General features: G+C 73.8%; 22 protein-coding genes. 5 read left to right on the top strand and 17 right to left on the bottom strand.

Translation table 11 applies throughout. From position 1 onward, the window contains the following. Positions 1 to 93: 93 nt before the first annotated feature. Positions 94 to 2,250, bottom strand: coding sequence for an RNA polymerase recycling motor ATPase HelR (helR, locus tag ACFCY1_RS35500; RefSeq protein WP_375877227.1), 2,157 nt, complete (start codon positions 2,248 to 2,250; stop codon positions 94 to 96). A 473-nt stretch (positions 2,251 to 2,723) separates the two neighbouring features. On the opposite strand from helR, the gene ACFCY1_RS35495 reads away from it, so the two are divergent. Beyond that, on the top strand, positions 2,724 to 2,969 hold the full coding sequence (locus tag ACFCY1_RS35495; RefSeq protein WP_049648983.1) for a hypothetical protein: 246 nt from the start codon (positions 2,724 to 2,726) through the stop codon (positions 2,967 to 2,969). Here ACFCY1_RS35495 and ACFCY1_RS35490 read toward each other — a convergent pair. From ACFCY1_RS35490 to ACFCY1_RS35465, 6 genes are all read right to left on the bottom strand, one after another. Then, positions 2,906 to 3,625, bottom strand: a complete 720-nt coding sequence (locus tag ACFCY1_RS35490; protein ID WP_074000668.1) for a DUF6099 family protein — start codon at positions 3,623 to 3,625, stop codon at positions 2,906 to 2,908. The genes ACFCY1_RS35495 and ACFCY1_RS35490 overlap by 64 nt on opposite strands. A 167-nt stretch (positions 3,626 to 3,792) precedes the next feature. Next, entirely contained in the window at positions 3,793 to 4,233 is a 441-nt protein-coding gene (locus ACFCY1_RS35485; RefSeq protein WP_375877236.1) for a nucleotide pyrophosphohydrolase, read from the bottom strand. 8 nt (positions 4,234 to 4,241) lie between these two features. After that, on the bottom strand, positions 4,242 to 5,684 hold the full coding sequence (locus tag ACFCY1_RS35480; protein ID WP_375877226.1) for an AAA family ATPase: 1,443 nt from the start codon (positions 5,682 to 5,684) through the stop codon (positions 4,242 to 4,244). A 145-nt stretch (positions 5,685 to 5,829) separates the two neighbouring features. Continuing rightward, positions 5,830 to 6,666 (bottom strand): putative RNA methyltransferase, encoded by an 837-nt coding sequence (locus tag ACFCY1_RS35475; protein ID WP_375877225.1) that lies wholly within the window; start codon positions 6,664 to 6,666, stop codon positions 5,830 to 5,832. Between the two features lie 101 nt (positions 6,667 to 6,767). After that, positions 6,768 to 7,589 carry a RimK family alpha-L-glutamate ligase gene (locus ACFCY1_RS35470; protein WP_375877224.1) on the bottom strand — a complete coding sequence of 274 codons (822 nt, stop codon included), beginning with the start codon at positions 7,587 to 7,589 and terminating at the stop codon, positions 6,768 to 6,770. Then, positions 7,586 to 8,491, bottom strand: a complete 906-nt coding sequence (locus tag ACFCY1_RS35465; protein WP_049659122.1) for a RimK family alpha-L-glutamate ligase — start codon at positions 8,489 to 8,491, stop codon at positions 7,586 to 7,588. Before ACFCY1_RS35465 ends, ACFCY1_RS35470 begins: the two co-directional genes overlap by 4 nt. A 227-nt stretch (positions 8,492 to 8,718) precedes the next feature. Between ACFCY1_RS35465 and ACFCY1_RS35460 the strand changes: the two genes are divergently transcribed. Further along, positions 8,719 to 9,594: a GNAT family N-acetyltransferase gene (locus ACFCY1_RS35460; RefSeq protein ID WP_074000664.1), complete on the top strand. Its 876-nt coding sequence runs from the start codon at positions 8,719 to 8,721 to the stop codon at positions 9,592 to 9,594. Between the two features lie 131 nt (positions 9,595 to 9,725). On the opposite strand, the gene ACFCY1_RS35455 is transcribed toward ACFCY1_RS35460, so the two are convergent. The 4 genes from ACFCY1_RS35455 to ACFCY1_RS35440 form a co-directional block, all read right to left on the bottom strand. After that, positions 9,726 to 10,154: a fic family toxin-antitoxin system, toxin component gene (locus ACFCY1_RS35455; RefSeq protein ID WP_074000663.1), complete on the bottom strand. Its 429-nt coding sequence runs from the start codon at positions 10,152 to 10,154 to the stop codon at positions 9,726 to 9,728. Then, positions 10,151 to 10,387 (bottom strand): toxin-antitoxin system HicB family antitoxin, encoded by a 237-nt coding sequence (locus ACFCY1_RS35450; protein ID WP_049659744.1) that lies wholly within the window; start codon positions 10,385 to 10,387, stop codon positions 10,151 to 10,153. Before ACFCY1_RS35450 ends, ACFCY1_RS35455 begins: the two co-directional genes overlap by 4 nt. A 214-nt stretch (positions 10,388 to 10,601) precedes the next feature. Beyond that, positions 10,602 to 13,244, bottom strand: coding sequence for a collagenase (locus ACFCY1_RS35445; RefSeq protein WP_375877223.1), 2,643 nt, complete (start codon positions 13,242 to 13,244; stop codon positions 10,602 to 10,604). Positions 13,245 to 13,401: 157 nt separating this feature from the next. Then, entirely contained in the window at positions 13,402 to 14,352 is a 951-nt protein-coding gene (locus ACFCY1_RS35440) for a LysR family transcriptional regulator (protein ID WP_049659995.1), read from the bottom strand. A 366-nt stretch (positions 14,353 to 14,718) separates the two neighbouring features. Here ACFCY1_RS35440 and ACFCY1_RS35435 point away from each other — a divergent pair, with 366 nt between their 5' ends. After that, positions 14,719 to 14,913 (top strand): hypothetical protein, encoded by a 195-nt coding sequence (locus ACFCY1_RS35435; RefSeq protein ID WP_143204452.1) that lies wholly within the window; start codon positions 14,719 to 14,721, stop codon positions 14,911 to 14,913. A 76-nt stretch (positions 14,914 to 14,989) separates the two neighbouring features. Here the strand turns inward: ACFCY1_RS35435 and ACFCY1_RS35430 are convergent, their stop codons facing one another. Together ACFCY1_RS35430 and ACFCY1_RS35425 are read right to left on the bottom strand one after the other, a co-directional pair. Further along, a complete protein-coding gene (locus ACFCY1_RS35430) occupies positions 14,990 to 16,339 on the bottom strand; it encodes a class I SAM-dependent RNA methyltransferase (RefSeq protein WP_375877235.1) in 1,350 nt (449 codons plus the stop codon). 377 nt (positions 16,340 to 16,716) lie between these two features. Beyond that, positions 16,717 to 18,792: an APC family permease gene (locus ACFCY1_RS35425; RefSeq protein ID WP_049657522.1), complete on the bottom strand. Its 2,076-nt coding sequence runs from the start codon at positions 18,790 to 18,792 to the stop codon at positions 16,717 to 16,719. Positions 18,793 to 19,040: 248 nt separating this feature from the next. Here ACFCY1_RS35425 and ACFCY1_RS35420 point away from each other — a divergent pair, with 248 nt between their 5' ends. Together ACFCY1_RS35420 and ACFCY1_RS35415 are read left to right on the top strand one after the other, a co-directional pair. Continuing rightward, positions 19,041 to 19,709: a TrkA family potassium uptake protein gene (locus tag ACFCY1_RS35420; RefSeq protein ID WP_049657525.1), complete on the top strand. Its 669-nt coding sequence runs from the start codon at positions 19,041 to 19,043 to the stop codon at positions 19,707 to 19,709. Further along, a complete protein-coding gene (locus ACFCY1_RS35415; protein ID WP_049657526.1) occupies positions 19,709 to 20,380 on the top strand; it encodes a TrkA family potassium uptake protein in 672 nt (223 codons plus the stop codon). The genes ACFCY1_RS35420 and ACFCY1_RS35415 overlap by 1 nt, the downstream gene beginning before the upstream one ends. Before the next feature lie 83 nt (positions 20,381 to 20,463). Here the strand turns inward: ACFCY1_RS35415 and ACFCY1_RS35410 are convergent, their stop codons facing one another. The 4 genes from ACFCY1_RS35410 to ACFCY1_RS35395 form a co-directional block, all read right to left on the bottom strand. After that, positions 20,464 to 21,189, bottom strand: coding sequence for a DUF3159 domain-containing protein (locus ACFCY1_RS35410; RefSeq protein WP_234348601.1), 726 nt, complete (start codon positions 21,187 to 21,189; stop codon positions 20,464 to 20,466). Between the two features lie 2 nt (positions 21,190 to 21,191). Further along, the gene (locus ACFCY1_RS35405) at positions 21,192 to 21,599 is read right to left on the bottom strand and encodes an OB-fold nucleic acid binding domain-containing protein (RefSeq protein WP_049657528.1); all 408 of its coding nucleotides are present in this window, start codon (positions 21,597 to 21,599) and stop codon (positions 21,192 to 21,194) included. Between the two features lie 65 nt (positions 21,600 to 21,664). Beyond that, positions 21,665 to 22,345, bottom strand: coding sequence for a response regulator (locus ACFCY1_RS35400; protein WP_049657530.1), 681 nt, complete (start codon positions 22,343 to 22,345; stop codon positions 21,665 to 21,667). Between the two features lie 152 nt (positions 22,346 to 22,497). Continuing rightward, positions 22,498 to 25,089, bottom strand: coding sequence for an ATP-binding protein (locus ACFCY1_RS35395; RefSeq protein ID WP_375877222.1), 2,592 nt, complete (start codon positions 25,087 to 25,089; stop codon positions 22,498 to 22,500). Positions 25,090 to 25,396: the final 307 nt, after the last annotated feature.

The following is a 25,396-nucleotide window of genomic DNA, read 5'->3' as shown; positions in this document are numbered from 1 at the left end:
GACGCGCGTTCCAGCCCCTCCGCTCCCTCCGTCCGCACCCCGCTCCCTTCGCCGTCTCTTCGCCGTCTCTTCCGACGCTTGACGCTTGACGCTTCACACGCTCCTGAGGACCACCAGCCGCTGGGTGGCCCTGGTCATCGCGACGTAGCGGTCGACTGCCCCCTCGACACCCCCGCCGAATGCCTCCGGGTCGACCAGCACGACCAGGTCGAACTCCAGCCCCTTGGACAGCTCCGGGGTCAGCGACCGGACCCGCGGCCGCGCCTCGAAGCCGGGGGCACCGATCACACAGGCGACCCCCTCGGCGTGCTCGGCGAGCCAGCCGTCCAGGACGGCGTCCAGCTCCGCCACCGACCCGTGCACAACGGGGATGCCGCTGCTGCGGACGGAGGTCGGCACGTTGGCGTCCGGCAGCGCGGCCCGGATCGCGGGCTCGGCCTCGGCCATGACCTCCTCCGGCGTCCGGTAGTTGATGCTCAGCGAGGCCACCGTGCTCCGGTCGAGCCCGATCCGTTCCAGCCGCTCCTGCCAGGACTCCGTGAACCCGTGCCTGGCCTGCGCCCGGTCCCCGACGATGGTGAAGCTCCGGGACGGGCAGCGCAGCAGCAGCATCTGCCACTCCGCGTCGGTCAGCTCCTGGGCCTCGTCCACCACGATGTGCGCGAACGGCCCGGCGAGCGGCTCCGGGTCGGCGCCGGGCAGGGCCGTCTCGTCGACCAGGGTGTCCTGGAGGTCGCGCCCGCGCAGCATCGTCACCGCGCCCTCGCCGTCGTCGTCGGCCTGCAGCAGGTCGCCGATGACGTCGGCCATCCGCGCGCGCTCGGCGGCGGCCGCGGCCTCCCGACGGCGCCGGCGCCGGTCCGCCTCCGGATCGCCGAGCCGCTGCCGGGCCGCGTCCAGCAGCGGCAGGTCGGACACCGTCCAGGCCTGGGGCGCGTCCTTGCGCTGGAGCCTGCGAACCTCCTCGGGGACGAGCCAGGGCGCGCACATCCGCAGGTAGGCGGGCACCGACCAGAGGTCGCCGACCAGGTCGGCCGCGTCGATCAGCGGCCAGGCCCGGTTGAGCGTCTCGGCCAGCTCCCGGTCCTGCCGCAGCGACCGGCGGAACAGCTCGGGCGAGACCCCCGCGTCCTCGTCCAGCTTGTCCATCAGGATCGTGGCCAGCTCCTCCCAGATCTGCTCGCGGGCCTCGTTGTGCGGGGTGCCCGGGTCCGGCGCGGCGAACGCGTCGGACCACTCCTCGGCGCTCAGCCAGAGGTCGGCCCAGTGGGTGGTGACCTCCATCCCCTCGGCGGGCGGCTCCTCGTAGAACCGGACGGCCTTCTCGATCGCCCTCACCATGTCGGCCGAGGACTTCAGCCGGGCCGTCTCGGGGTCGCTCTCGGCCCCGGCCTTCGCCCCCTCGGCGACGAGGTCCCGCACGGTGCAGGTGCGCACCCCCTCCTCACCGAGGCTGGGCAGGACGTCGGCGACGTAGGCCAGGTACGGCTGGTGCGGGCCGACGAACAGCACGCCGCCGCGCCGGTGGCCGAGCCGGGGGTCGGAGTAGAGCAGGTACGCGGAGCGGTGCAGCGCGACGACCGTCTTCCCGGTGCCGGGGCCGCCGTCCACCACCAGGGCGCCCCGGGACCCCGCCCGGATGATCGCGTCCTGGTCGGCCTGGATGGTGGCCAGCACGTCCCGCATCCGGGCCGACCGGTTGCCGCCCAGGCTCGCGATGAACGCGGACTGGTCGTCCAGCGCGGCGTGCCCCTCCAGGGCCTCGGCGCTGAACACCTCGTCCCAGTAGTCGCCGATCCGGCCGCCGGTCCAGCGGTACCGGCGCCGGCTCACCAGGCCCATCGGGTCGGCGTGGGTGGCCCCGAAGAACGGCTCGGCAGCGGGCGAGCGCCAGTCGACCAGCAGTCGGCGCCCCTCACTGTCGGTGAGGCCGAGCCGCCCGATGTACACCGGCTCCGGGTCGTCCGCGTGGACGACCCGCCCGAGGCACAGGTCCAGGCCGAAGCGGCGCAGGGCGCGCAGCCGACCGGTCAGCTTGTGCACCTCGATGTCCCGGTCCATCGCCTCCCGGCCGAGGCCGCCCGGCGCGCGGCGCAGCGCGTCGAGGCGGTCGGACAGCTCCGCGATCGACTGCTCCAGGCTCTCCGCGACGGCCGCGAAGTGCCGCTCGTCCTCGCCGATCAGCGCCGGGTCGGCCTTGGCGACGAGGCGGGCGGGAAGGTCGAACGCGCTGGTGGTGCGGCTGTTCATGGCATCAGCTCCGATCTGAGGCCTGCGATTGTGCGCCACCACGGGGGCCTTGCCGCAAGACCCCCCATGCGCTATACGTTGAGAGTGGCAAGGGGTGGGTTCTCCCCCGGCCAGTCTCCGGTTCGTCTCCTGCTCGTCTCCGAATCATCCCCGGCTCCTTTCCGAGCGCGCTCGACCGCGCCGCGCTCCGCATCGCCGCTCACGCCCCCGCTCCGCGCCGCTCAGGCTCCCCGGGCCGCGCCGCGCCTAGCCGAGGCGGCGCCGCGACGGCAACCCCGGCTCACCCGGGAGGCTTACCGCACAGCGGAGTTGGACCGCATCGGGTGGTGTCCGGGTGACGGCATCCGGACCGGTTCGTTGGGTGCTACGGCGGGGGTGGGTGCCCCGGTAGCGGGCACTGCCGCCTCCCGCCGTGCGGTCCGAGCCACCGTCGGCCGCCCTACACCGCACCACCGATCCGAAGAGGTCCCGCAATGTCCGAACCATCTGCCACGCCGCAGTTCCCGAGCAGCCCGACGGGCTCGGCCGACGGCACCTCGGCCGGACCCGCCACCCCCAAGAGCCTGCTGGAGCAGATGCAGGAACTGCTCGCCTCCGTCAGCGCGGACCTCGCCGAACTCCAGGGCTCCGTCCCCGGGGGCGCCGACTCCACCGCCTATCCGACCGGCACGGACACCTCCGGTGCGTCCGAGGCCTCGGACGCACCGGGCGCCCGGTAGCCGACCACCCGGTCCTCCTCGGCCGGCCCGCCCGCACCGGGCGGGCCGCCGCCGGAGGGCGGGCTGCCGCTCGCCGCACCGCCACCGTCACCGCCCGGCGGACCGGTCTCGCCCGGAGGGCCGAGCCGGACCACCAGCAACGGCGCCCCGCCACCCGCCCGCTCGCGTTCCCGCTCCGCACCGCCGAGCGCGGCGGGCTCCGCCGCCCCGGCCCGGAGCGCCGCCGCACGCAGCCGTACCGTCAGGTCCTTGCACTCCGAGACCGCGTCCACGCCGTCGATGCACGTCCAGTAGAGGCTCTCGGTGTCCGCCCCGCAGGCCAGCACCACCAGCGTCTCGCCGACCTCCTGGAGCAGCCCGTCCAGCGCCCCCAGGGCCGGCGCCAAGTCCCCCAGGTCGGTGAGCCGCGCGGCCCGGCCGCCGCTCACCAGGGCGGCCCGGACGACGGAGCGGTCCAGGCAGACCGCCGCGTGCGCCCCGGCCTCGGACAGCTGCTGCCCCAGCCCGGTGAGATCCTCGTCCTCCGACTCCGCCAGCCTGGCGCCCACCGCCTCGGTGAGCAGCGCGGCCTGCCGCGCCTCGGCCAGCACGTCCGGTACGTGCCTGGCCTCGGCCAGGGCGTACCGGGCCGTCTTGATCAGTCGCAGCGCCTCCATGGCCACCGCTCCTCCCGCTCGCTGTCGCCGTCGACCCGGGCCGCCGGGAGGGGCGGTCCACGTGGTGACGGCTGGTCACGGCGAAAGCGTGCGAGGAAGTGCGCGAGCGCGCATCCACGTTGTCAGAAGCTGTGGACAAGTCCGGGGTTGTGGATAACTTTCGTCCCTCACACGGGTTGGTCGTCCACGTCCGGGTTGACGGAGGTCGCCCTCTCGGGCGCGCGGGCCACACTCCCGGCGGCCTCACTCGCCTCCTGGCCGGCGTCGCCCGCGTCCGTCGGCACCGGGAAGCGGAGCTCGTTCCGCTCGATCTTGGCCGCCAGGGCCTCCAGCGGATCCACCCCGACCGCCGTGCAGAACTGCAGCAGGTACGCCAGCACGTCCGCGACCTCGTCGTGCACCCGGTGCGCGCGCTCCGGGTCGGACATCACCGCGGCCGCCTGCTCGGGCGTCAGCCACTGGAAGATCTCCAGCAGCTCCCCCGCCTCCACGCTCAGCGCCGCCGCCAGGTTCTTCGGGGTGTGGAAGGGCTCCCACCGCCGGGCCGACGCGAAGTCCACCAACCGCCGCCGCAGGACATCCACCGTGGGCTCTGCCGGCCCCGTCACTCGTTCGCTCACCCCTCCAGGTCTACCGCATCCCGGCCCGCCGCCCCACCGCCCACCGAGGACACCCCGCCGCCCCCCGCGAATCCGGCCACCCCCGCCGACCCCGCCGGCTCCTCCGACCCGCCCCCGCCCGCTTCCGCCCCCAGGCCGACCGCCTCCCCGGCCGCTTCCGCGGCCGCCTCCCCGTCCACCGCACCAGCCGCGCCCGCGGCCGCCTCCCCGCGCCCGCCCTGGACCGGCACCCGCGCCGTCTCCGGCCGCAGCACCGTGAACCCCGAGTCCGGGTCCCGCCGGCACTCGACCAGCACCACCCCGCCCCCGGGCCCGCAACCCAGCACCTCCCGCGCCGCCGCCGGCTCCTGCAGGGCCGCGACCACCCGCAGCTGGCTGCGCTCCGCCATCTCCCGCGCCAGCCGCAGCAGCGTGCCGGTCTGCTCGGCGGAGAGCCCCGCCCCCAGGTCCTCGGCCAGCACGGTGAGCTGCCGGTGCGCCCAGGGCACCTCGGCGGCCACGTCGAGGTCGAGCACCCCGGCCCCGGTCAGCAGCACCGCGGCGAAGGCGAGGTGGCGCAGCATGCCGTCGGAGGCCTGGTCGGCCCCGGTGCGTCCGAGGACGCCCTCGTCGAAGACGGCGAGGACCCGCTTCACGCCCGCGCTCTCGCGCTCGGCCAGGGTGAGCCCGAGCAGCGGGTGCGGCGCGGCGGCCTGCACGGCGCGCAGCAGCTGCCCGTACCGGCGCGGGCACTCGTTGCTCAGCCGGGCGACGACGGCGGAGATGTTGGCGGCGTTGCTGCGCAGCCGGGCCTGTGGGTCGGCCCGGGCCCAGCCGCGCATCAGCGCGGGGACGGGGTGCAGCGGGAAGACCTCGCGCAGCGCAGTGAGCAGGTCCTCGGTGGCGGCGAGGACGAGGCACTCCCCGGCCGAGGAGCCCGCGACCCGCAGCGGCAGCTGTGCGGTGATCATCGTGCCGCTGGGGAACGGTGCCCGGATGTCGCCCTGGCGGGTGTCGTTGTGCCAGCAGACGTTGACCCGCCGGTTGCGGACGTCCTGCTCGCCGGTGTCCATCAGGGTCCGGCCGTCGAGGGTGAGCGACTCCCGGGCGATCCGGACCGGGCCGTCGGTGCGGACCACCACGTCGAGCCGGATCAGGCCGTGCGGCGAGCGGACGGTGCAGCCGAGGTTGATCGCGTGCCGCCCGTGCGGGACGCACCCGTCGAGGCCGCCGCGGACGGGTGCGGCGAGCGGGCCGGTGCGCTCGGGCAGTCCGTCCAGCGAGTCGGCGATCTCCTCGCCGAGGGCGAGCCGGGACAGCACGGCCAGCGCGTCGAGGGCGTTGGACTTGCCGACGCCGGCGGGCCCGTGCAGCACGGTGAGGGGCGCGAGCGGCAGCACCGCGCGCCGGTAGGACTTGAACGAGGTGAGTCGGAGCTCCTCGACGGTGGGTCGCGGCACGGGCGGCCGGTCGGGCCCCGGGGCGCCCGGTCGGAGGTGGGACGGCCCTGCGGGCACGGTGGCGTCGCGGTTCACCTGTCGGACGTTAGCCGCAGGCCGACCGGCAGAAACGTGCCTGCGCGGCAGATTCATCCCAACGTGGGGCTCAGCGCCGGTACGCGGCCACCGTCACCGAGGCCGTCACCTCGACCGGCTCCGGCAGTTCCGCGAGCGCGGCGGCGAGCCGTTCCGGGTCGGTGTGCCAGGCACTCGGCCCCATGCCGACGACGGTGCGCACGTCCTGCGGGCCGAGCCGCAGGGTGAACTCGACCTCGCGCCGCCCGGCGGGCTCCAGGTACGGCCCGAGCTTCTCGTCGATCCGCCGCTGCTTCTCCTCGTCCACCGACAACAGCCCCAGCGCGCCGACGAGTTCACGCAGGTGGCGGGCGGTCGGCGAGACCAGCAGCAGGGTGCCGCCGGGGCGCAGCACCCGGCGGATCTCCGGCCCGTTGCGCGGTGCGAAGACGTTGAGCATCAGCTCGGCCGAGGCGTCCCGCAGCGGCAGCGGGCGCCAGGCGTCGCACACCACGGCGCCGATCCGGGGGTGCGCCTTGGCGGCCCGGCGCAGCGCGAACTTGGAGATGTCCAGGGCCGCGCCGACCGTGCCGGGCAGGGCGTCCAGGACGTGCGCCAGGTAGTGGCCGGTGCCGGCGCCGAGGTCGGCGACCAGGCCGTCGGAGGCACCGGCGACGGCGGCGGCGGCCTCCGCCAGCGCCTCGGCGATCGGCCGGTAGTGCCCGGCGGCGAGGAAGTCCGCGCGGGCCGCGACCATCTCGGCGGTGTCCCCGGTGCCGGTGTGGGCGTCGCCGGCGAGGAGGCTGACGTAGCCCTGCTTGGCGAGGTCGAAGCTGTGCCCGGCCGGGCAGCGCAGGCTGCGGTCGTGCCGGGTGAGGGCCTGCGCGCAGTGCGGGCAGGCCAGGTAGCGCTCGATGTCCTGGAGCAAGGTTCCGTCTTCTCTCGCCGTACGCCCCGGCCGGTCGGGGCGCCAGCCAGCCTAACGACCCCGGCGGGCCGGACGCCCCAGGCCATCGGCCCGGGTCGGCTCTACCCCGCGTCCCTCCCGAGCCCGAGCCCCGCGAGCGAGCGCCCCCGCCCCCGCTCCGCCCCGACCCGCAGCGCCAGCGCCACGAGCGCCTCCGGCGCGCCGGCCCGGCCCCGGACCCCCGGGAAGGCGTTGACGTCCACGATGACCGGCTCGGCGGGCCCGTCGAGCAGGTCGACCCCGTACACGTCGAGCCCGAACACCTCGCCCACGCGCAGCGCGAGCGCCGCCCGCCCGGCGGACGGCTCCCAGTCCTCCGCCCGCCCCGACTTCCCCGTGCCGGTGGCGAGTTCGGACTGCCGCCGGGCCGCGAACACCTGTCCGTCGACGACCCACAGCTTCTGGTCCCAGCCGGTCCCCGGGACGAACGGCTGGGTGACGACCGGCTCCTCGGGCCAGCGCTCGGCGAGTTCGCGCAGCCGGTCCGGCCCGTCCACCCGGGCGACCAGGTCGTGCCGCCTGCTGTGCCGGCTCTTGACCACGAACGGGTAGGCCGGGTCGGCGAGTTCACCCAGCAGGCCGACCGCGTCGGTGGCCGCGAAGGGCAGCCCGGCGGCGCGGGCGAGCTCGGCCATCCGCACCCGGTCCTGGCACAGCCCGGTGGCCGCCGCCGAGTTGACCACCGGCGCGCCCCGCCGCTCCAACTCCCCCGCCAGCGCCAGCGCCTGCGGCGTGCGGGCCTTGAGCAGGTAGACGTCCGCGAGCCCGGTCACGGGCCCCGCGGGCGGGACGGCCGCGACCTCGTGCCCCCGGCGCACCAGCAGTTCGGCGGCCGCCGCCAGCACCGGGTGCCCCGGGTCGCCGGTGATCAGCCCGACCTTCACAGCAACTCCCCCTCACCGAAGCCCCGTTGGCCGTACGGGTCGCCGCCCGCGGGCACCAGTTCGGCGGGCCCGGCGGGCAGCGACACGGCCGTGCCGCTGCGCGCGAGCCGCAGCACCGCGCGGGCGACCCGGGCCACCGCGTCCGGCACCTGCCGGAAGCTCGGGAAGTCGTTGACGTCCACCACCACCGGTCCGTCCGGCCCCAGCAGCACGTCCACCCCGTACAGGTCCAGCCCGAACACCTCGCCGACCTGCGCCACGATCCGCGCGACGCTCCCCGGCAGCGGCACCTGCCGCTCGCGCACGCCCTGCCCGGGGTGCAGCGGGGAGGAACGTTCCGTCGCGAAGAGCTCGCCGTCGACGCAGTACACCTTGAGGTCGGTCCCGGAGTTGGGCACGTACGGCTGCGCGATCAGCAGCCCCTCCCCCGCCAGCTCCGGACCCACCTCCAGCAGCTGCTCGGGGCTGCGCACCAGCCGCACGGCGCGCCCGGAGCTGCCGTCGGCGGGCTTGACCACCAGCGGGTACTCGGCGGCCGGGATCTCCGCCAGCCGCTCCCAGCGCGCGGCCGCGTACGTCACCGGGACGGGCAGGCCGCGGGTGCGGCCGATGACCGCGGCCAGCGCCTTGTCCCGGACCCCCCGGATCGAGCGCACGTCGTTCACCGTGGTGAGGCCGACGGCGGCGGCCGACTCCAGCAGGGTCAGCCCGGGGCCGCCGGACACGGTCTTGAGCACCCAGGCGTCGTGGCTGCCGGCCCGGACCTCCTCGGAGATCGCCAGCAGCGAGTCCCCGGGGCGCAGCACGTCCACCCGGTGCCCCCACGCGGTGAGTTGGCGTGCCACGTCGAGCGGCATGCCGTCGTGCCGGTAGTGTTCCTCCACCAGAAAGCAGAGCCTCATCGGCCTGTCTTCCCCCTTGCCTCGCCTCGTGCAGACGTCCGCCGTCCCCCTCGGCAGAGCTGTAAAGCCTTCAGCATGCACGCCGTGGCCGCACAAGATCGCTGCGGGCGGGTAAGCGTTCGGCAACAATCGGCCCCCGGAACGGCGACGCGCGGGCGGCGCCGAGCCCGGAGGAGCCGCGGCCCGCCCCGACAAACCGGTGGCGCCCCTCCCCCGCCCCTGCTTGGATGCACGCCGTGACCCCTGATGATCATGCCCACGACCGCCCCCTGCTCGACGAGATCGAGCGCTACTACGACGCCGTGCCCCGCAGCGCCGCCCGCACCGAGGACTTCGGGCCGCTGACCCTGTTCCTCCGCGACGGGGCCGGCTGGCCCTACTACGCCCGCCCGACCCTCGGCCACACCGGCCCCGCCGCCACCGCCGAGGACGTCCGCCGGGTGCTGGAGCGGCAGCGGGAGGCGGGCGCGCCGGAGGCCTTCGAGTGGGTGGCCGAGCAGAACCCGGAGCTGCGCGCGGCGGTCGAGGCTGCGGGCCTGACGGTGCACGAGCACCCGCTGCTGGTGCTGGGCCCGCAGGACGAGGCGGCCCCGGCGCCCGAGCTGCCGGAGCGGGTGGAGGTCCGGGTGCTGGCACCGGACGCCCCGGAGCTGGCGGCCGCCGTCGCCGTCCCGCACCTGGCCTTCGCCGAGCCGGGCACCGCTGTCGGCCCGGCCGGCGCGGCCGAACTCGCCGAGCGCGCGGCGACGTTGGCGGCCGACGGCACGGCGGAGCGGATCGCCCGGCGGATCGCCACCGGCACCACCGTGCTGGCCGCGGCCGTCGAGGACGGCACGGTCCTGTGCGCGGGCCAGCACAACCCGGTGGGCCCGGTCACCGAGGTGGCCGGGGTGGGCACGCTCCCGTCCGCGCGCCGTCGCGGGCTGGGCCTGGCGGTCACCGCGGCCCTGGTCGAGCACGCCCGGGCGAACGGGGTGCGGACGGTGTTCCTGTCCGCCGCCGACGAGGACGTCGCCCGGATCTACCGCCGGGCCGGCTTCCGCACCTTCGCGACGGCCCTGATCGCGGAGCCCGCCGCCCAGCAGGAGCCCGCCGCTCAGTAGGAGCCCCCGCCCGGCAGGCGCCTGCCACGCGGCAGGAACCCTCCGCCCGGCAGGAGCCCCCCGCGTAACGGGCCGCCCACCGGCCCCGGCCCGGAAGGCCCCGACAGGAAAAGGACCGGGGACGGCGCCGGTCAGTCGTCGTCCTCGTCCTCGTCGTCCGCCCCGCTGACCTCCTCCCCCTCCGCCTCGTCCACCACCCAGGCCGCGAGCCGCTCGGCGACGCCCGACACCCCGAGCCGCCCCTCGCGGATGGCCCGGGAGAGGCTGCGCACCTCGCGGGCGGTGGTGGCGACGGTGCAGCCGCTGGCGACGAGGTAGGCGTAGGCGACGGCGGTCGCGAAGAGTTCGTTGGTCTTCTCCAGTGCCGGCACCCGGATCAGCTGGTGCATCAGCGCGGCGGCGCGGTCCTGTGGTTCGGGGTAGACCGAGATGTCGAATATCTCGGCCTGGTGGCGGGTGACCGCCGCGAGCAACGAGCCGTAGTCGGTGACCTGCGGATCACCGGGCGTGTACTGCTCGGCGGTCATGAGCAGCCACGAGAGGTCGACCTCCAGCTTCAACGGCGCACGTCCTGGAGGTCGCCGGGCTCCCCGAACTCGGCGAGGAAGGCCGACTCGTACTCCTTCATGAACTGCGCGGCCGCGTCCACGAAGGCCCGCCCTGACTCGCCCATGTCCTGTTGGACCAGGCGCTCGATGTACTGGTTCATGGAGATCCCCTGCTGCTCCGCCCGTTCCCGGGCCATCTCGGCGGTCGTGGCGTCGACCCGCACGTTCAGCTGCTTCTTACCCATGCCGTTCAAGCTAGCGCTCAAGTGCTAGCACAACAAGGGCGTGCGCACACCGCCCGCACACCTGCCGCACGCCCCCGCGCAACCCGGCCGTCACCGCGGCGCCGGACGGCAGCCGCCGGAACGCCGGACGGGCCGCCGCCGAGGCGCCGGAACGCCGGACGGCCGGGCCCGCGGCTGGCTGCCACGGACCCGGCCCGCGCCGGAAGGGGGCGGATCAGAACTGGGTGCTGACGGTCACCCCGCTGAAGTCGCTCTTCGCGTAGAGGCTCACGTAGCGGTAGCCCGCCGTCGGGTTGGTCACCGTGATGCTCTGGGTGGTGCCCGCGTTGGTGGAGGCGGCGGTGTAGGCGCTCGGCGAGGCCCAGGTGCTGTCGCTGTAGTACAGGTACGCGGTGCCGGTGCCCCCGGAGGTGGTGATCTTCAGGGTGCTGGTGCCGGCCGGCAGGTAGACGTACAGGTAGTCCAGGTTGCCGGCGGTGGCCGACAGGTTGGCGCGCGAGCAGTTCTTGCCGAGCGCGTCGGTGCGCGGGTCGGTGCAGGCCGGCGGGGTGGTCGGGCCACCGCCGCCGCCCGTGGTCACGGCGACGGAGGCCGGGGTGCTGGCGGTCCTGCCGGTGTCGTCGGTGACGGTCAGCGCGACGGTGTAGGTGCCGGCGGCCGCGTAGGTGTGGGTCGGGTTCTGCTGGTCGGAGGAGCTGCCGTCGCCGAAGGTCCAGTGCCAGGCGGTGAGCCGGCCGGCGCCGGTCTGGACGGACTTGTCGGTCAGCGTGACGGTCGCGCCGGAGACCGACTGGCCGAACAGCGCGGTCGGGCCGGCCGCGAGGCAGGCACCGCCGGCGCAGGTGTCGAGCCAGGCGTCGAAGTCGGCGTCGTAGCGGGTGCCGATGCCGTTGTAGACCGCGTAGCCGCCCTGGTAGTCGCCGGTGCGGAAGTGGGCGAGCATGGCGTCGATGTCCGCCGGGTGCTTCTCGAACATGTACCGGACGGCCAGGTAGCCCCACGGGTAGGTGCGCACGGTGTCCGAGTTGCCGTACGTGTTCTGGAAGAGGGTGCTCAGCTTGTAGGTGTGCTTGGCGGCCTCGGCCATCGCCTGGGTGTCGGTGGTGCCGCGGTAGGCGTAGGACTCGTACTCGGCGACGCCCTCGATCCACCAGATGTCCGGGACGGAGATCTCGGTGGAGAAGTTGCCCTTGAGGTCGTAGATGTTGTCCAGGTAGTGGGTGTACTCGTGGTTGAGGTTCCACACGTTGGCGGTGAAGCCGTCGTTCCAGGACTTCTGGTACATCACGCACACGGCCCGGTTGTTCGGGTCGGTCGGGTCCATGACGGTCTGTCCGCCGTTGTCGGTGGAGTTGTTGAAGATCGCCCAGGAGTAGGTCAGGTAGTCCGCCTGGTTGGCGAAGACCGCGAGGGTGAGCTCCTTGTCGTACTGACCGGGGATCGGACCGTTGTCCTTCACCAGCTTGTGGAAGAAGGTGTCCTCGCCGCGCAGGCTGGCGCAGACCGCGGCCAGGTCGGCGGGCGACAGGACCTCGGTCTGGATGGTGCGGTTGTCGCACACCAGCTGGTTCGGCAGCACCGCGGCGGTCAGCTTCGCCGGCAGGTCGCAGATGCCGTAGTACGAGCACTGGCCGGGGTCGAAGCTGTTGGCCTGGTAGGCGGTGTGGACGTACAGCGGGCCGGTGGCGCCGGTGATCTGCGCGCCGTCGAGGACCGCCTTGACCTTGCCCTTGACCGCGGCCTCGACCACCGGGCCGTCGCCGGCCATCCGGCCGAGGTCGTTGCCCGCGTTGACGTCCAGGTAGGCGTTGGCCGTGCCGAGGAGGTCCTTGTGGTTCAGCGCGAAGTCGCCGAGGGTGGCGCCGATGCTCGGGTCGGCGCCGACCGCGCTGACGAAGTCGGGGTTCCAGTTGCCCCGCCACAGCGGCGCGGAGAGCACCGCGTTGACCGCCTTGAGCATCTTCGGGAAGGCGTTGTACGAGTTGTCGTACGCCGTCAGCACCTGCTTGTAGACGCCCAGGTAGCTGCCCTGGAGGTTGGCGCTGTCGGTGAGCACCAGCACCTCGTTGAGCACGGTGCCGTTGGCGTCGCTGACGTCGGTGCGGTGCGGGGCGGCGAAGAACGCGTCGAGGGCGGCCTTGGAGCCGCTGGTCAGGGCCGCGCCGTACGGGCCCACCGCGTCCGCGTTGTTCGACTGCACGAACCAGCCGGCCCGCTGGAAGAGCACGAGCTGCAGGATGGCGGTCGAGTTGTCGCCGGCGTAGCCGGCCGCCATGGTCCGGAAGGCGTCGGCGACGGTGAGCATCTTCGATTCCTTGAAGATGCTGCCCGCGTCGGTACCGGTGACGTTGAACAGCGTGTTGACGCAGTCCGTGGTCGAGCCCTCGATGAAGGAGACCAGGTCGGCGCCGCTGCGGCTGCCGAAGTCGGCCGGGGTGCAGCTCTGCGCGGCGGCCGCTCCGGCGGCGCCGCGGGCGGCGAGGGCCGGCTTGGCCGGGGGCGCCTTCGGCTCGGCCGGGCGCGGCGCGGTCTGCACGACGGTGTCGGCCGGCTGGCCCATCACGACCTGGCCGAGCAGCGCCGGGGGCAGCGGCTTGGCGACGGGGGCGAGGTCCTCGGCGGCACGGGCCTGGGCGGCCGGGTCGACGGTGAGGAAGGCGCCGAGCGGCTTCGGCTGGACGGAGCCCGGGTCGGCCGTCGGAGCACCGGCCGCGGGCCGGGCGGGAGCGGCGGAAGCACCGGAGGCGGCCGAGGCGGCGGAGGCGGCTGACGCCGTGGCCGGCAGCAGCGTGGCGGCGGCGCAGCAGCCGGCCACGAGGCCGGCCAGCAGGGTGGGGAGGGGTATCCGTGGGCGCACTGGTGGGGTCCTTCTCCTGTGGGGGAGGCGCTGGGAGGACTGCCGAGACGTTGGGGGAACGCGTCATGATCCTGCCAGCGACGGAAGGTCAGAACAATGTCACAGGTCATATGACATTTCCCGGCCCGGCCATAACACGGACCCCCGCCCACTGCCGCTACGACCGGTACGTCCGCGCGGCCCACGCCTGGAAGCTCGGCGCGGCCGCGATCAGGTCCCGGTACGCCGCGGCGGCCGCCCCGAACAGCGTCTCCACCACCTCCCCGCCCACCCCGGCCGGCCGCCAGACCAGCAGCTGCCGGACCCAGATCGGCGTCCCCGCCAGCGGCTTGACCACCACCTCGGCGAGCGGCCGGGTGGTGGCCTGGACGACGGAGATGCCGAGCCCGGCGGCGATCATCTCCTGGAGCTCCAGCCGGCCGCCGAGGAACTCGTGGACGGTCGCCGGGGCGAACCCCGCCGCGGCGCAGGCCCCGTGGAAGACGCCGTGCCAGCCGGCCCCGTCGTCGGGGGTCAGGAACCACTCCTCCTCCGCGAGGTCCGCCAGGGCCACCTCGGTGCGGTGCCGCAGCCGGTGGCCGGCCGGCAGCGCGACGAAGACCGGTTCGGTGACGATGCCGCGGTGCGCGACGGACGGCGAGTGGCACAGCTCCCGGCCCGGGTAGTCCACGGCCACCGCGACGTCCGCCTCGCCCCGCTCCAGCAGCTCGACGATGTCCGAGGAGCGGTAGACCGATGTCACGGTGAAGCGCTGCCCGGGCCGCTGGTGCCGGGCCCTGGTGACCAGCCCGGGCAGGATCGGGGCGTTGGTGGCCGCCAGCCGCAGCTCACGCGGGGCGGGCCCGGCCGAAGCCTCCGCACGGCGGCCCAGGCAGTCGGCGCGGGTGAGCAGTTCCCGGGCGGCGGCCAGCACCTCCACCCCGAAGCCGGTCGGCGCGACACCGGCGGCGGTGCGTTCGAACAGCGGGGCGCCCAGGTGGCGTTCGATCCGGCGCAGCTGGGTGCTGGTCGCCGGCTGCGAGGCGCCGAGCAGGGCGGCGGCCCGGCCGACGCTCCCGGTGTCGGCGATGGCGCACACCACGCGCAGGTGCCGCAGCTCCAACTCCATGACGCTCCCCCTCACGCATCGGCCGGCCCCGGCCGACGGCGCGGGGCGGCTGCCGCCAAGGGCGGTGCAACAGCACACATCACATGTCAGCTGCTCACCTTCGCCCCGGCGATTTGCCTCGTCAAGCCCCCTCCCGGGACCCGACGGCACTCCGCGCACCATCTTTTACCCGCGCATTGCCGACGCCTGACCTTCCGCCCTGCTCCGGTCGCGTCCACACCTGTCCTCCGCCCCGCTCCGGACCCCGCCCACCACCGCCGTGCCGCCACCAGGCGGAGCGGGACTTGAAGACCGACCCACCGTCCGGGACGCTGAAACCCCCCTGCGTTCCCCCGAGCGGGCACCGACCGGTGCGGAGGCCGACCGATGACAGCCATGTTCGATCAGGAGCTGCGCGAGCAGCTCGCCCAGGCCCGCCGGGACCTCGCGGCGGCCCGGGCCGAAGGGGACGCCGACGGCGTCCAGGCGTACGAGGGCCGGGTCGCCTCGCTCCTGCGGCTCGCCGCCCAGCACGGCATCGACCTCCCGCACAGCGTCGACGAGGAGGAGCACAACGAGTAGCCGGCCCCTGGACGCGGCGGAGGCGGCCACCCCGAACGGGTGACCGCCTCCTGCCGTGCCTTCCCGGCGCCCGGGATCACTCCCCGGCCGGCTCCAGGATCGCCACGCACTCGAAGTGGTGCGTCATCGGGAACAGGTCGAAGGCCCGCAGCGACACCGGCCGGTAGCCGCCCTCGCGGAAGAACTTCAGGTCCCGGGCGAGCGCCGCCGGGTCGCAGGCCACGTACGCGATCCGGCGCGCCTCCAGGCCGACCAGGTGGGCGACGGTCTCGCGGCCGGCGCCCGAGCGCGGCGGGTCCAGCACGATCAGGTCGGTGGCGGTGATGCCGGTGCGCGGCAGCAGCGTCTCGACCCGGTCGCACTCGATCTGAACGTTGTCCAGCGCGGCCAGGTTGTGCCGGGCGTCGACCACGGCCTGCTTGGCGGACTCGATGCCGAGCACCGCGCCGTCCTCGCCGACCCGGTCGGCCAGCGCGCCCGCGAACAGGCCGACTCCGCAGTACAGGTCGAGCGCGCTCTCGCCCCACTGCGGGTCCAGCCCGTCCAGCACCGCGTCGACCAGGGTGTCCGGCGCCTCCGGGTGGATCTGCCAGAAGCCGCCGTCGCTGATCCGCCAGGTCCGCCCGGCGGCCCGCTCGCGGACGAAGCCGCGCCCGTGCACCTTGTGCACGTCGCCCTGCTCGTCCACCCGGGCGATCGACACCGGCTTGTCCAGCTCGACCAGCGGCAGCTGGGCACCGTCGCGCGGGGTGAGCACCACCTGGCGGTCGGAGGAGCCGGTCGCGGCGATCACCTCGACGCTCGCCACGCCCGGCCAGTCCCGGGTCTCGACGCCCAGCTCGGTGACGCCCTCGGCGGCGATCAGGCAGCGGTCCACCGGCTGCACCTCGTGCGAGCGGTACTTGCGCAGGCCGACCTTGCCGGTCTCGGCGTCCACCGTGTACTGCACCCGGGTGCGCCAGGCCGGCACCTGCCCGGCCGGCAGCTTGCCGCCGACCGGCTCGACGCTGCCGTCCCAGCCGGCCTCGGCCGGGGTGAGCCCGGCCAGCTTGGCCAGCTGCTCGGTCAGCACCGCCGCCTTGAGCTTGCGCTGCCCGCCGGGGGTGACGTGCTGCCAGTCACAGCCGCCGCACTTGCCCGGACCGGCGAACGGGCACGGCGCCTCGATCCGGTCCTTGGAGGGCTCCAGCACCTCCACCGCGTCGGCCCGCAGGAACCGCGAGGTGGTGGTCCCGTCGGTCACCAGCGCGACGACCCTCTCACCGGGCAGCGCGTGCCGCACGAACAGCACCCGGCCCTCGTGCCGGGCCACGCAGTGCCCGCCGCCGTGCGCGACCGGGCCGACCTCGACCTCGTAGCGCTGCCCGACCAGCGGCTCCCCGGACGGCGCCTCGGGCCGCGAGGGCCGCGCGGCGGCGGTGCGCAGCGCCTTGGGCGGCCGCACCGCCTGCTTGCGCGGCGCCTTCCGGTCGGCCCCGGCGGCGCCCTTCGGCGCACCCTGGCCGGCGTCCTTGCCCGCACCCTTGGGCGCGTCCTTACCGGATCCCTTGACGGAGCCCTTGGCCGCGGCGCCCTTCGCCGCGGAGCCCTTCCCGGCCACCGGCTCGGCGGGCCCCCGGTCCTCCCGCTCGCCCGGGACGAACGGCGCGGTGCTCGCGGTGAGGCCGTCGCGGTCGGTGGCCTCCGGACGGGACGGCCGGCCCCAACGCGGCCGGGAGACCTGACCGGGCTTGGAGCCGCCCCGGCGGGCGCCCTTGCCGGAGGCGCCGGAGGAGCCCGAGGAACGGGGCGGAGTGTTGCGGGTCACTGGGAGGAGTCCTTGCTGCGGTCGGGGCTGTCACCGGCGTTCGTACCGGTGGAGACGGAATCCTTCGACTTTACGGCCTTCGGCGCCCGAGGCTCGCCACGCCGGACGGCGCCCGGCGCCGACCAGGCCTTCTGCGGCTTGCGTCGCTCGGAGGACTCCAGCTGCCACGGTACCGAGGTGACCATCACACCGGGCTTGAACAGCAGCCGCCCCTTGAGCCGCAGCGCGCTCTGGTTGTGCAGCAGGTGCTCGTACCAGTGGCCGACCACGTACTCCGGGATGTAGACCGAGACCACGTCCCGCGGGCTGCTGCGCCGCAGGTTCTTCACGTAGTCCAGGACCGGCCCGGTGATCTCGCGGTACGGCGAGTCCAGCACCTTGAGCGGCACCTCGATGCCGCGCTCGTCCCACTCCCGCCGCAGCGCCGCGGTGTCCGCCGGGTCGACGTTGACCGTGACCGCCTCCAGCGTGTGGGCCCGGGCCAGCCGGGCGTACGCCAGGGCGCGCAGCGCCGGCTTGTGCAGCTTGGAGACCAGCACGATGGCGTGCACCCGGGTGGGCAGCACCACGTCGTCCGGCTCCTCGGCGGCGATGAGCTCGTCGGAGACCCGGTCGTAGTGGCGCCGGATGCCCTTCATCATCACGAACAGCACGGCCATCGCGGCGATCGCGATCCAGGCGTGGCCGATCTTGGTGACCAGTACGACGATCAGCACGGCCATGGTCATCACCAGGCCGAAGGCGTTGATCGCCCGGCTGCGCTGCATGTGGCGGCGCTTGGCCGGGTCGGTCTCGGTGCGCAGCAGCCGGGTCCAGTGCCGGATCATGCCGGACTGGCTCATGTTGAAGGCGACGAAGACGCCGACGATGTAGAGCTGGATCAGCCGGGTCGGGTCGGCGTCGAAGGCGAGGATCAGCAGGATCGCGGCGATCGCCAGCAGGATGATGCCGTTGGAGAAGGCCAGCCGGTCGCCGCGGGTGTGCAGCTGGCGCGGCAGGTAGCGGTCCTGGGCGAGGATCGAGCCGAGCACCGGGAAGCCGTTGAAGGCGGTGTTGGCGGCGAGCACCAGGATCAGGCCGGTGACGCCGGCGACGAAGTAGAAGCCGGGCGTGAAGTTGTTGAACACGGCCTCGCTGATCTGCGCCAGCGCGGTCTTCTGGTGGTAGCCGGGCGAGGAGCCGACGAGCTGCTCGGCCGGGTTCTCGGCCATCTGGACACCGGTCAGCCGGGCCAGCCAGATGATGCCCATGAACATCACGACGGCGATGCTCGCCATCATCAGCAGCGTGGTGGCGGCGTTCTTGCTCTTCGGCTTGCGGAAGGCCGGCACGCCGTTGGAGATCGCCTCCACACCGGTCAGCGCGGCACAGCCGGAGGAGAAGGACTTCAGCAGCAGGAACACCATCGCGAAGCCGGTCAGCGAGTCGTTGCCGGGGGTGGCGGCGAGGTGGAACCCGGAGCTCTCCGCGGGCATGTCCTGGCCGAGCGCGAAGTGCCGGAAGACGCCGTAGCCGACCATCCCGATCACGCCGACCATGAAGGCGTAGGTGGGAACGGCGAAGGCGCTTCCGGACTCGCGCACACCGCGCAGGTTCATGCCCATCAGCAGGACGACCACGACCACCGACAGGACCGCCTCGTGACCGCGCAGCGAGGGCACCGCGGAGACGACGTTGGCGACGCCCGAGGTGGTCGACACGGCCACGGTGAGCACGTAGTCGACCATCAGCGCGCTGGCGACCACCAGACCGGCGGCCGGCCCGTGGTTGACGGTCGCGACCTCGTAGTCGCCGCCGCCGCTGGGGTAGGCGTGGACGTTCTGCCGGTACGAGGCGACCACGGCGAGCATCACGATCGCCACGACGACGCCGATCTGCCAGGAGAAGTGGATCGCCGAGGCGCCCGCGATGGAGAGGGTGAGCAGGATCTCCTCGGGGGCGTACGCGACCGAGGAGAGCGCGTCCGAGGCGAACACGGGCAGCGCGAGCCGCTTGGGCAGAAGCGTCTCGCCCAGCTTGTCGCTGCGTAGGGCGCGCCCGATCAGGATGCGTTTCGGAAGGTCAGTCGGCATAGGCACGTTAAGGAATCGTAGGGGCTCCCCGGTCAAGGCTCCGCCGTTTGTCCCCCCCTTCGTCGCGACTGCGTTCGGTGGACCGGCTAGCGTGTCGGATACGAGTCGGCGGGCAACACTCTGGTTGTCGAGCGTTGCCGGGTCGGCGCCCCCACGAGGAACCTCGTCCCGGACGACCGGGCGGGAAACGGAGCTGAACGGTGTTTGCGCAGGTCAAGACCCCTTCGGGACGGGTGAGGTAAGCGCCGGTGCACATCGTCATCATGGGCTGCGGCCGCGTGGGCTCCGCCCTCGCCAGAGCCCTGGAGAAACAGGGCCACTCGGTGGCCGTGGTCGACCAGGACCCGACCGCGTTCCGTCGGCTGGGCGCCGGCTTCAACGGGCGCCGGGTGACCGGCGTCGGCTTCGACCAGGACACCCTGCGCGAGGCGGGCATCGAGGAGGCCGGCGCCTTCGCCGCGGTCTCCAGCGGTGACAACTCCAACATCATCGCCGCACGGGTGGCCCGGGAGAACTTCGGCGTCGAGAACGTCGCCGCCCGGATCTACGACCCCCGCCGCGCCGAGGTGTACCAGCGCCTGGGCATCCCCACCGTGGCGACGGTCCGCTGGACCGCCGACCAGATGCTGCGCCGGCTGCTGCCGAGCGGCGCCGAGCCGCTGTGGCAGGACCCGAGCGGTGGCGTCCAGCTCGCCGAGGTCGCGTACGACCCGCGCTGGATCGGCCACCGGATCGGCGAGCTGGAGGAGGCCTCCGGCACCCGGGTGGCGTTCGTCACCCGGCTCGGCGAGGGGGTGCTCCCCTCGCCGCAGATGGTGGTGCAGGAGGGCGACCTGGTGCACGTGATGCTGCGCCGGGCCGACCTGACGGCCGTCGAGGCCGCGTTCGCGCAGGGGCCGAAGGAGGAGGGTCACTGATGCGGGTCGCCATTGCCGGGGCCGGAGCCGTGGGCCGCTCGATCGCGGGCGAGCTGCTGGAGAACGGCCACGAGGTCCTGCTGATAGACAAGAACCCGAACTCCATCTCGGTGGAGCGGGTCCCGATGGCGGAGTGGCTGCTGGCCGACGCCTGCGAGATCACCTCGCTGGACGAAGCCGCGCTCCAGCGCTGCCACGTGGTGATCGCCGCGACCGGTGACGACAAGGTCAACCTGGTCGTCTCGCTGCTCGCCAAGACCGAGTACGCGGTGCCGCGGGTGGTCGCCCGGGTGAACAACCCCAAGAACGAGTGGCTCTTCAACGAGTCCTGGGGCGTGGACGTCGCCGTCTCCACCCCGCGGCTGATGTCCGCGCTGGTCGAGGAGGCGGTCAGCGTCGGCGACCTGGTCCGCCTGATGCGCTTCAGCCAGGGCAACGCCAACCTGGTCGAGCTGACCCTGGCCTCCGACACCGAGCTGGTCGGCACCCGGGTCGGCGACGTGGCCTGGCCGCAGGACACCGCGCTGGTGACCATCATCCGCGAGGGCAGGGTGCTGGTGCCGGGCAAGGACGACACCCTGGAGGGCGGCGACGAACTGCTCTTCGTCGCCGCGCAGGAGCGCGAGGAGGAGCTGGAAGAGCTCCTCTCGGCCATCTCGGGCGCCCAGTAGCCCCGGAGCGCGCGACACGGAGAAGGGCCCGCACCCCTCGGGGTACGGGCCCTTCTCCGTCGTTCGGGACGGGCGGGAGGCGGCTACTTCGCCGGCTCCTCCTCCTCGTCCAGCTGCGCCTTGATCGGCGGCGGCGCCTTCAGCAGGATCTGCCAGGTCACGTACATCGCCAGCAGCAGCGGCGGGATGCCGAGGGCGACCTTCAGCCAGCCCAGCAGGTTGACGTTGTGGGTGAAGTACAGCGGGAAGAGGATCACCGGCTTGGCGCCCATGATCAGCACCCAGGCCCAGGTCGCCTTGGTGTAGGCGGCCAGCCGGCCCGGGTTCTCCTTGCGCCAGGTGAACATCTCGCCGGTGATCGGGCCGAGCATCACCCCGATCATCGGCCAGCGCGCCAGGGCGGAGGTCGCCAGGGCGACGCAGTAGCCGACGTTCCAGAGCAGGCCGGGCAGGTAGAAGTCCTCGGCCTTGCCGCTCTTCATCGAGATCCAGGCGCCGAGCGCGACCCCGAACACCCCGCTGAAGGCGTGCTGGATGGTCTGCCGCTTCGCCAGCCGGGCCACCACGAACAGGGCGCTCAGGCCCAGCGCGGCCCAGGCCGAGGTGCTGACCTGGTGGGTCAGGTTGTAGGTGACGATGAAGACCAGGCCGGGCAGCGTCATGTCGATCATGCCGCGCACGCCGCCGAAGGCCTGGAGCACGGTGTCGGCCGCCTCCTTGGAGGCGGCCCTGCGGGCGGCCTCCGCGTCCGCGGGGTCGACCGCCAGGTCGAGCTGGGCGGCGGCCTCGCCGCCGGGCTGGTTGCTCACGCTCATTCGCTCCCGTGTCCGACCGGACGCAGCTCATAGCGGGGGTTGAACAGCACGCGGCGCCCGCGTGCGTGACTGATCCGGCCGCTGGCGACCAGCCGGCGGCCGGGCTCTATCCCGGCGATCGAGCGGCGGCCGAGCCAGACCACGTCCAGCGCCTCGGTACCGTCGAAGAGTTCGGCCTCCAGGGCGGGCACCCCCGCCCTCGGGCGGAGCGTCACCGTGCGCAGCGTGCCCGCGACGGTGACCAGCTCGCGGTCCCCGCAGCCGGCGATCGGCGTGCAGCCGGACTCCGCGGCGATCTCCTGACGCAGCTCCTCGGCGTCCAGTTCCTCGGCCGAGGAGGTCAGCCGGCTGAGCATGCGGCGGAACCGCCCCTGCGGCGGGCCGCTGCTGTTGTCACCACTCATGTCGGAAGGGTACCGGGTTCCGGCCCCCCGGCGGCAGGCCGCACGGCCGCCGGGGGCGGTCACGGTCAGCTCTCGAAGCGGTACCCCATGCCCGGTTCGGTGATGAAGTGCCGCGGGTGCGAGGGGTCGCGCTCCAGCTTGCGGCGCAGCTGGGCGAGGTAGACCCGCAGGTAGTTGGTCTCGGTGCGGTAGGCCGGGCCCCAGACCTCCTGGAGCAGCTGGGTCTGGCTGACCAGCCGCCCGGCGTTGCGGACCAGTACCTCCAGCAGGTGCCACTCGGTCGGCGTGAGGCGTACGTCGGCGCCGTCCCGGTTGACCTTCTTGGCCGCGAGGTCGACGGTGAAGGACTCGGTGACGACCAGCGAGTCGGCCTCCCCGGCCACCGGCTCGGCCCGCCGCACGGCGGCCCGCATCCGGGCGAGCAGCTCGTCCATGCCGAACGGCTTGGTGACGTAGTCGTCGGCGCCCGCGTCCAGCGCCTCGACCTTCTCGTCCGAGGCGTGCCGGGCCGACAGCACGATGATCGGCACCCGGGTCCAGCCGCGCAGGCCGCGGATCACCTCGACCCCGTCCATGTCGGGCAGGCCCAGGTCGAGGACGACCACGTCCGGATGGCGGGCCGCGGCCAGCTCCAGGGCGCTCGCGCCGTCATGGGCCGCGTCCACCTCGTACTTGCGGGCCTTGAGGTTGATCACCAGCGCGCGGACGATCTGCGGTTCGTCGTCCACGACGAGGACCCGGGTCATTTACGGGCTCCGCCTTTCAGGGCTGTCTGACTTACGGACTGGGGGCTGCTCTACGACGTTCGGTGCGACGTGCGACGTGCTGTGCGGCGTACGGCCCGGGAGGCGCGCCGGCCCCCGGAGGAGCGACGGCCCGGCCGGTGCGCCGCCGGTTCTCAGGTGATCAGGTCCGGGAGCGGGCCGCCACCCTCGCCGCCCCGCTCCCCCGGTTCGGGCGGCCGTTCGACCACGGGCAGGCTGACGACCATGGTGAGTCCGCCGCCCGGGGTGTCCTCGGCGGTGACGGTACCGTCCATCGCCTCGACGAAGCCGCGCGCCACCGCGAGTCCGAGGCCCACCCCGGCGCCGCGCGGCGCGTCCCCGTAGCGCTGGAACGGAGCGAAGATCCGCTCCTTGGCGTCCTCGGGCACCCCCGGGCCGCGGTCCACGATCCGCAGCTCGACCCGGGCCGGCCGCCCCGGCTGCCGCAGCTCGTCGGCCTTGACCAGCACCCTGACCCCGTCCGGGCTGTACTTGACGGCGTTCTCCACCAGGTTGGCCAGCGAGCGCTCCAGCAGCCCGCCGTCGGCCCGGACCATCGGCAGCGTCTCCGGGACCTCCAGCCGGACGGACTCCAGCGGCACCCCGCCGAGCGCGAACGGCACCACCTCGTCCAGGTCGGTCTCCTGGATCAGCGGGGTGACGGTCCCGGTCTGCAGGCGGCTCATGTCGAGCAGGTTGTTGATCAGGTGGTCCAGCCGGTCGGCCCCGGCCTCGATGCCGGCCAGCAGCTCGGCCTCGTCCTCCGGGGCCCAGTCGACGTCGGCCGAGCGCAGCGAGCTCACCGAGGCCTTGATGCCCGCCAACGGGGTGCGCAGGTCGTGCGAGACGGCGGCCAGCAGAGCCGTCCGGATCCGGTTGCCCTCGGCCTCCCGGCGGGCCTCGGCGGCCTCCCGGGCCAGCCGGCGGCGCTCCAGCACCACGGCGGCCTGGGCGGCGAACGCCCCGAGCAGGCGCCGGTCCGCCCCGGGCAGCACCCGGCCGCGCAGCACCAGCGCCAGGCTGTCGCCGACCGGGACGTCCACGTCGGCCTCCTCCGGCCGCTCCGGCGGGCGCGGGCCGGCGGTCGCCACCGGCGCCCAGGCGGAGAGCGGGTCCGGCCGTTCCAGCAGCGCGGCGCTCTCCTGCCCGAAGGTCTCCCGGACCTGCTCCATCAGCGCGGTCAGCACCCCGTCGCCGTTGGGCGCGCCGCGCAGCACCGTGCCGGCCAGCGCGCTGAGCGTCTGCGCCTCGGTCTGGCTGCGGGCGGCCTGCTGGGTGCGCCGGGCCGCGAGGTCCACCACCGACGCCACCGATATGCCGACGATGGTGAATATCGCCACCGCCATGATGTTCTGCGGCTCGTTGATGGTGAAGGTGTGCAGCGGCGGGGTGAAGTAGTAGTTCAGGACCGAGGAGGCGACCAGCGCCGAGCCGATCGCCGGCAGCAGCCCGCCGACCAGCGCCGCGCACACCGTCAGCGACAGGAACAGCAGCATGTCGGTGGAGAGCCCCAGCCCGCCGATCGCGGTCAGCACGATCGCCAGCAGCGGCGGCCCGACCAGTCCGATCAGCCAGCCGCCGACCGTCCGGGTGCGGCCCAGGTCGGTGATCCGGCGGACCGGTATCTTGCCGCGCCGCCCGTGCCCGGCGTGCTCGTGGGTGACCATGTGGACGTCGATGTCCCCGGCCTCCCGGGTCACGACGGTGCCGACGCCCGGCCCGTACAGGTACTGCCAGCCGGGCCGCCGACTGGTGCCCAGCACGATCTGGGTGGCGTTCACGCCCCGGGCGAAGTCCAGCAGCCCGCCGGCCGGGTCGTCGCCGAGGACGGCGTGGAAGGAGCCGCCGAGGCTCTCCACCAGCGCGCGCTGCTCGATCAGCGTCTGCGGCGAGCCGGATCCCACCAGCCCGTCCGAGCGGGAGATGTGCACGGCGAGCAGCTCGCCGCCGGAGACCCTGGCGGCGATCCGGGCCGCCCGGCGGATCAGCGTCGCCCCCTCGGGCCCGCCGGTCAGGCCCACCACAATCCGCTCCCTGGCCTGCCAGGTGCCCTCGATGCCCTGCTCGGCCCGGTACTTCTGGAGGTACTCGTCCACCCGGTCCGCGGTCCACAGCAGCGCCAGCTCGCGCAGCGCGGTCAGGTTGCCCGGGCGGAAGTAGTTGGCGAGGGCGGCGTCGATCTTCTCCGGCGCGTACACGTTGCCGTGCGCCAGCCGGCGCCGCAGCGCCTGCGGGGACATGTCCACCAGCTCGATCTGGTCCGCCCGCCGGACCACCTCGTCCGGGACGGCCTCGCGCTGGCGCACCCCGGTGATGCCCTCGACGGCGTCGCCCAGCGACTCCAGGTGCTGCACGTTGACGGTGGAGATCACGTCGATCCCGGCCGCCAGCAGCTCCTCGACGTCCTGCCAGCGCTTCTCGTTGCGGCAGCCGGGGACGTTGGTGTGGGCCAGCTCGTCCACCAGGGCCACCTGCGGGCGGCGCGCCAGGACGGCGTCCAGGTCCATCTCGGAGAACCGGGCACCGCGGTGCACCACCTGCTGCCGCAGCACGACCTCCAGCCCCGCGACCATGTCCGCGGTCCGCCGGCGGCCGTGGTCCTCCACGAACGCGACCACCACGTCCGTGCCCCGCTCCTGCCGCCGGTGCGCCTCGGCGAGCATGGCGTACGTCTTGCCGACCCCGGGGGCCGCCCCGAGGTAGATGCGCAGCCTGCCTCGTCCCATGAGCACCATTCTTGATCCGACCCGGCCCGGAGAACACCCCCGGACACCTGTTCCCCCTGCCTTCGAGACTACGGCGTGCGACGCGATTTTCCGCTGATCAGTGCGCTGATCAGGCGGTTTTAGCGGCATATTGACGGTGGACCAGCCACTCGGCGGGGGTCGTTCGGGAGGGGTCCCGGAGGGGTCGGGGTGCGGTGGTGTCCGACATCGGCCCGGAAATGCGAAGAACCCCCATCCGGGACCCGGATGGGGGTTCTTCTGAAGAATTGTTCGGCGGCGTCCTACTCTCCCACAGGGTCCCCCCTGC

Origin of the sequence: Kitasatospora sp. NPDC056273 (genome assembly GCF_042268845.1) — a bacterium.
In the GTDB taxonomy this organism is placed as follows: domain Bacteria; phylum Actinomycetota; class Actinomycetes; order Streptomycetales; family Streptomycetaceae; genus Kitasatospora.
Note: the sequence above shows the minus strand (reverse complement) of the source record. Positions and strands in the feature narration are given on the sequence as shown.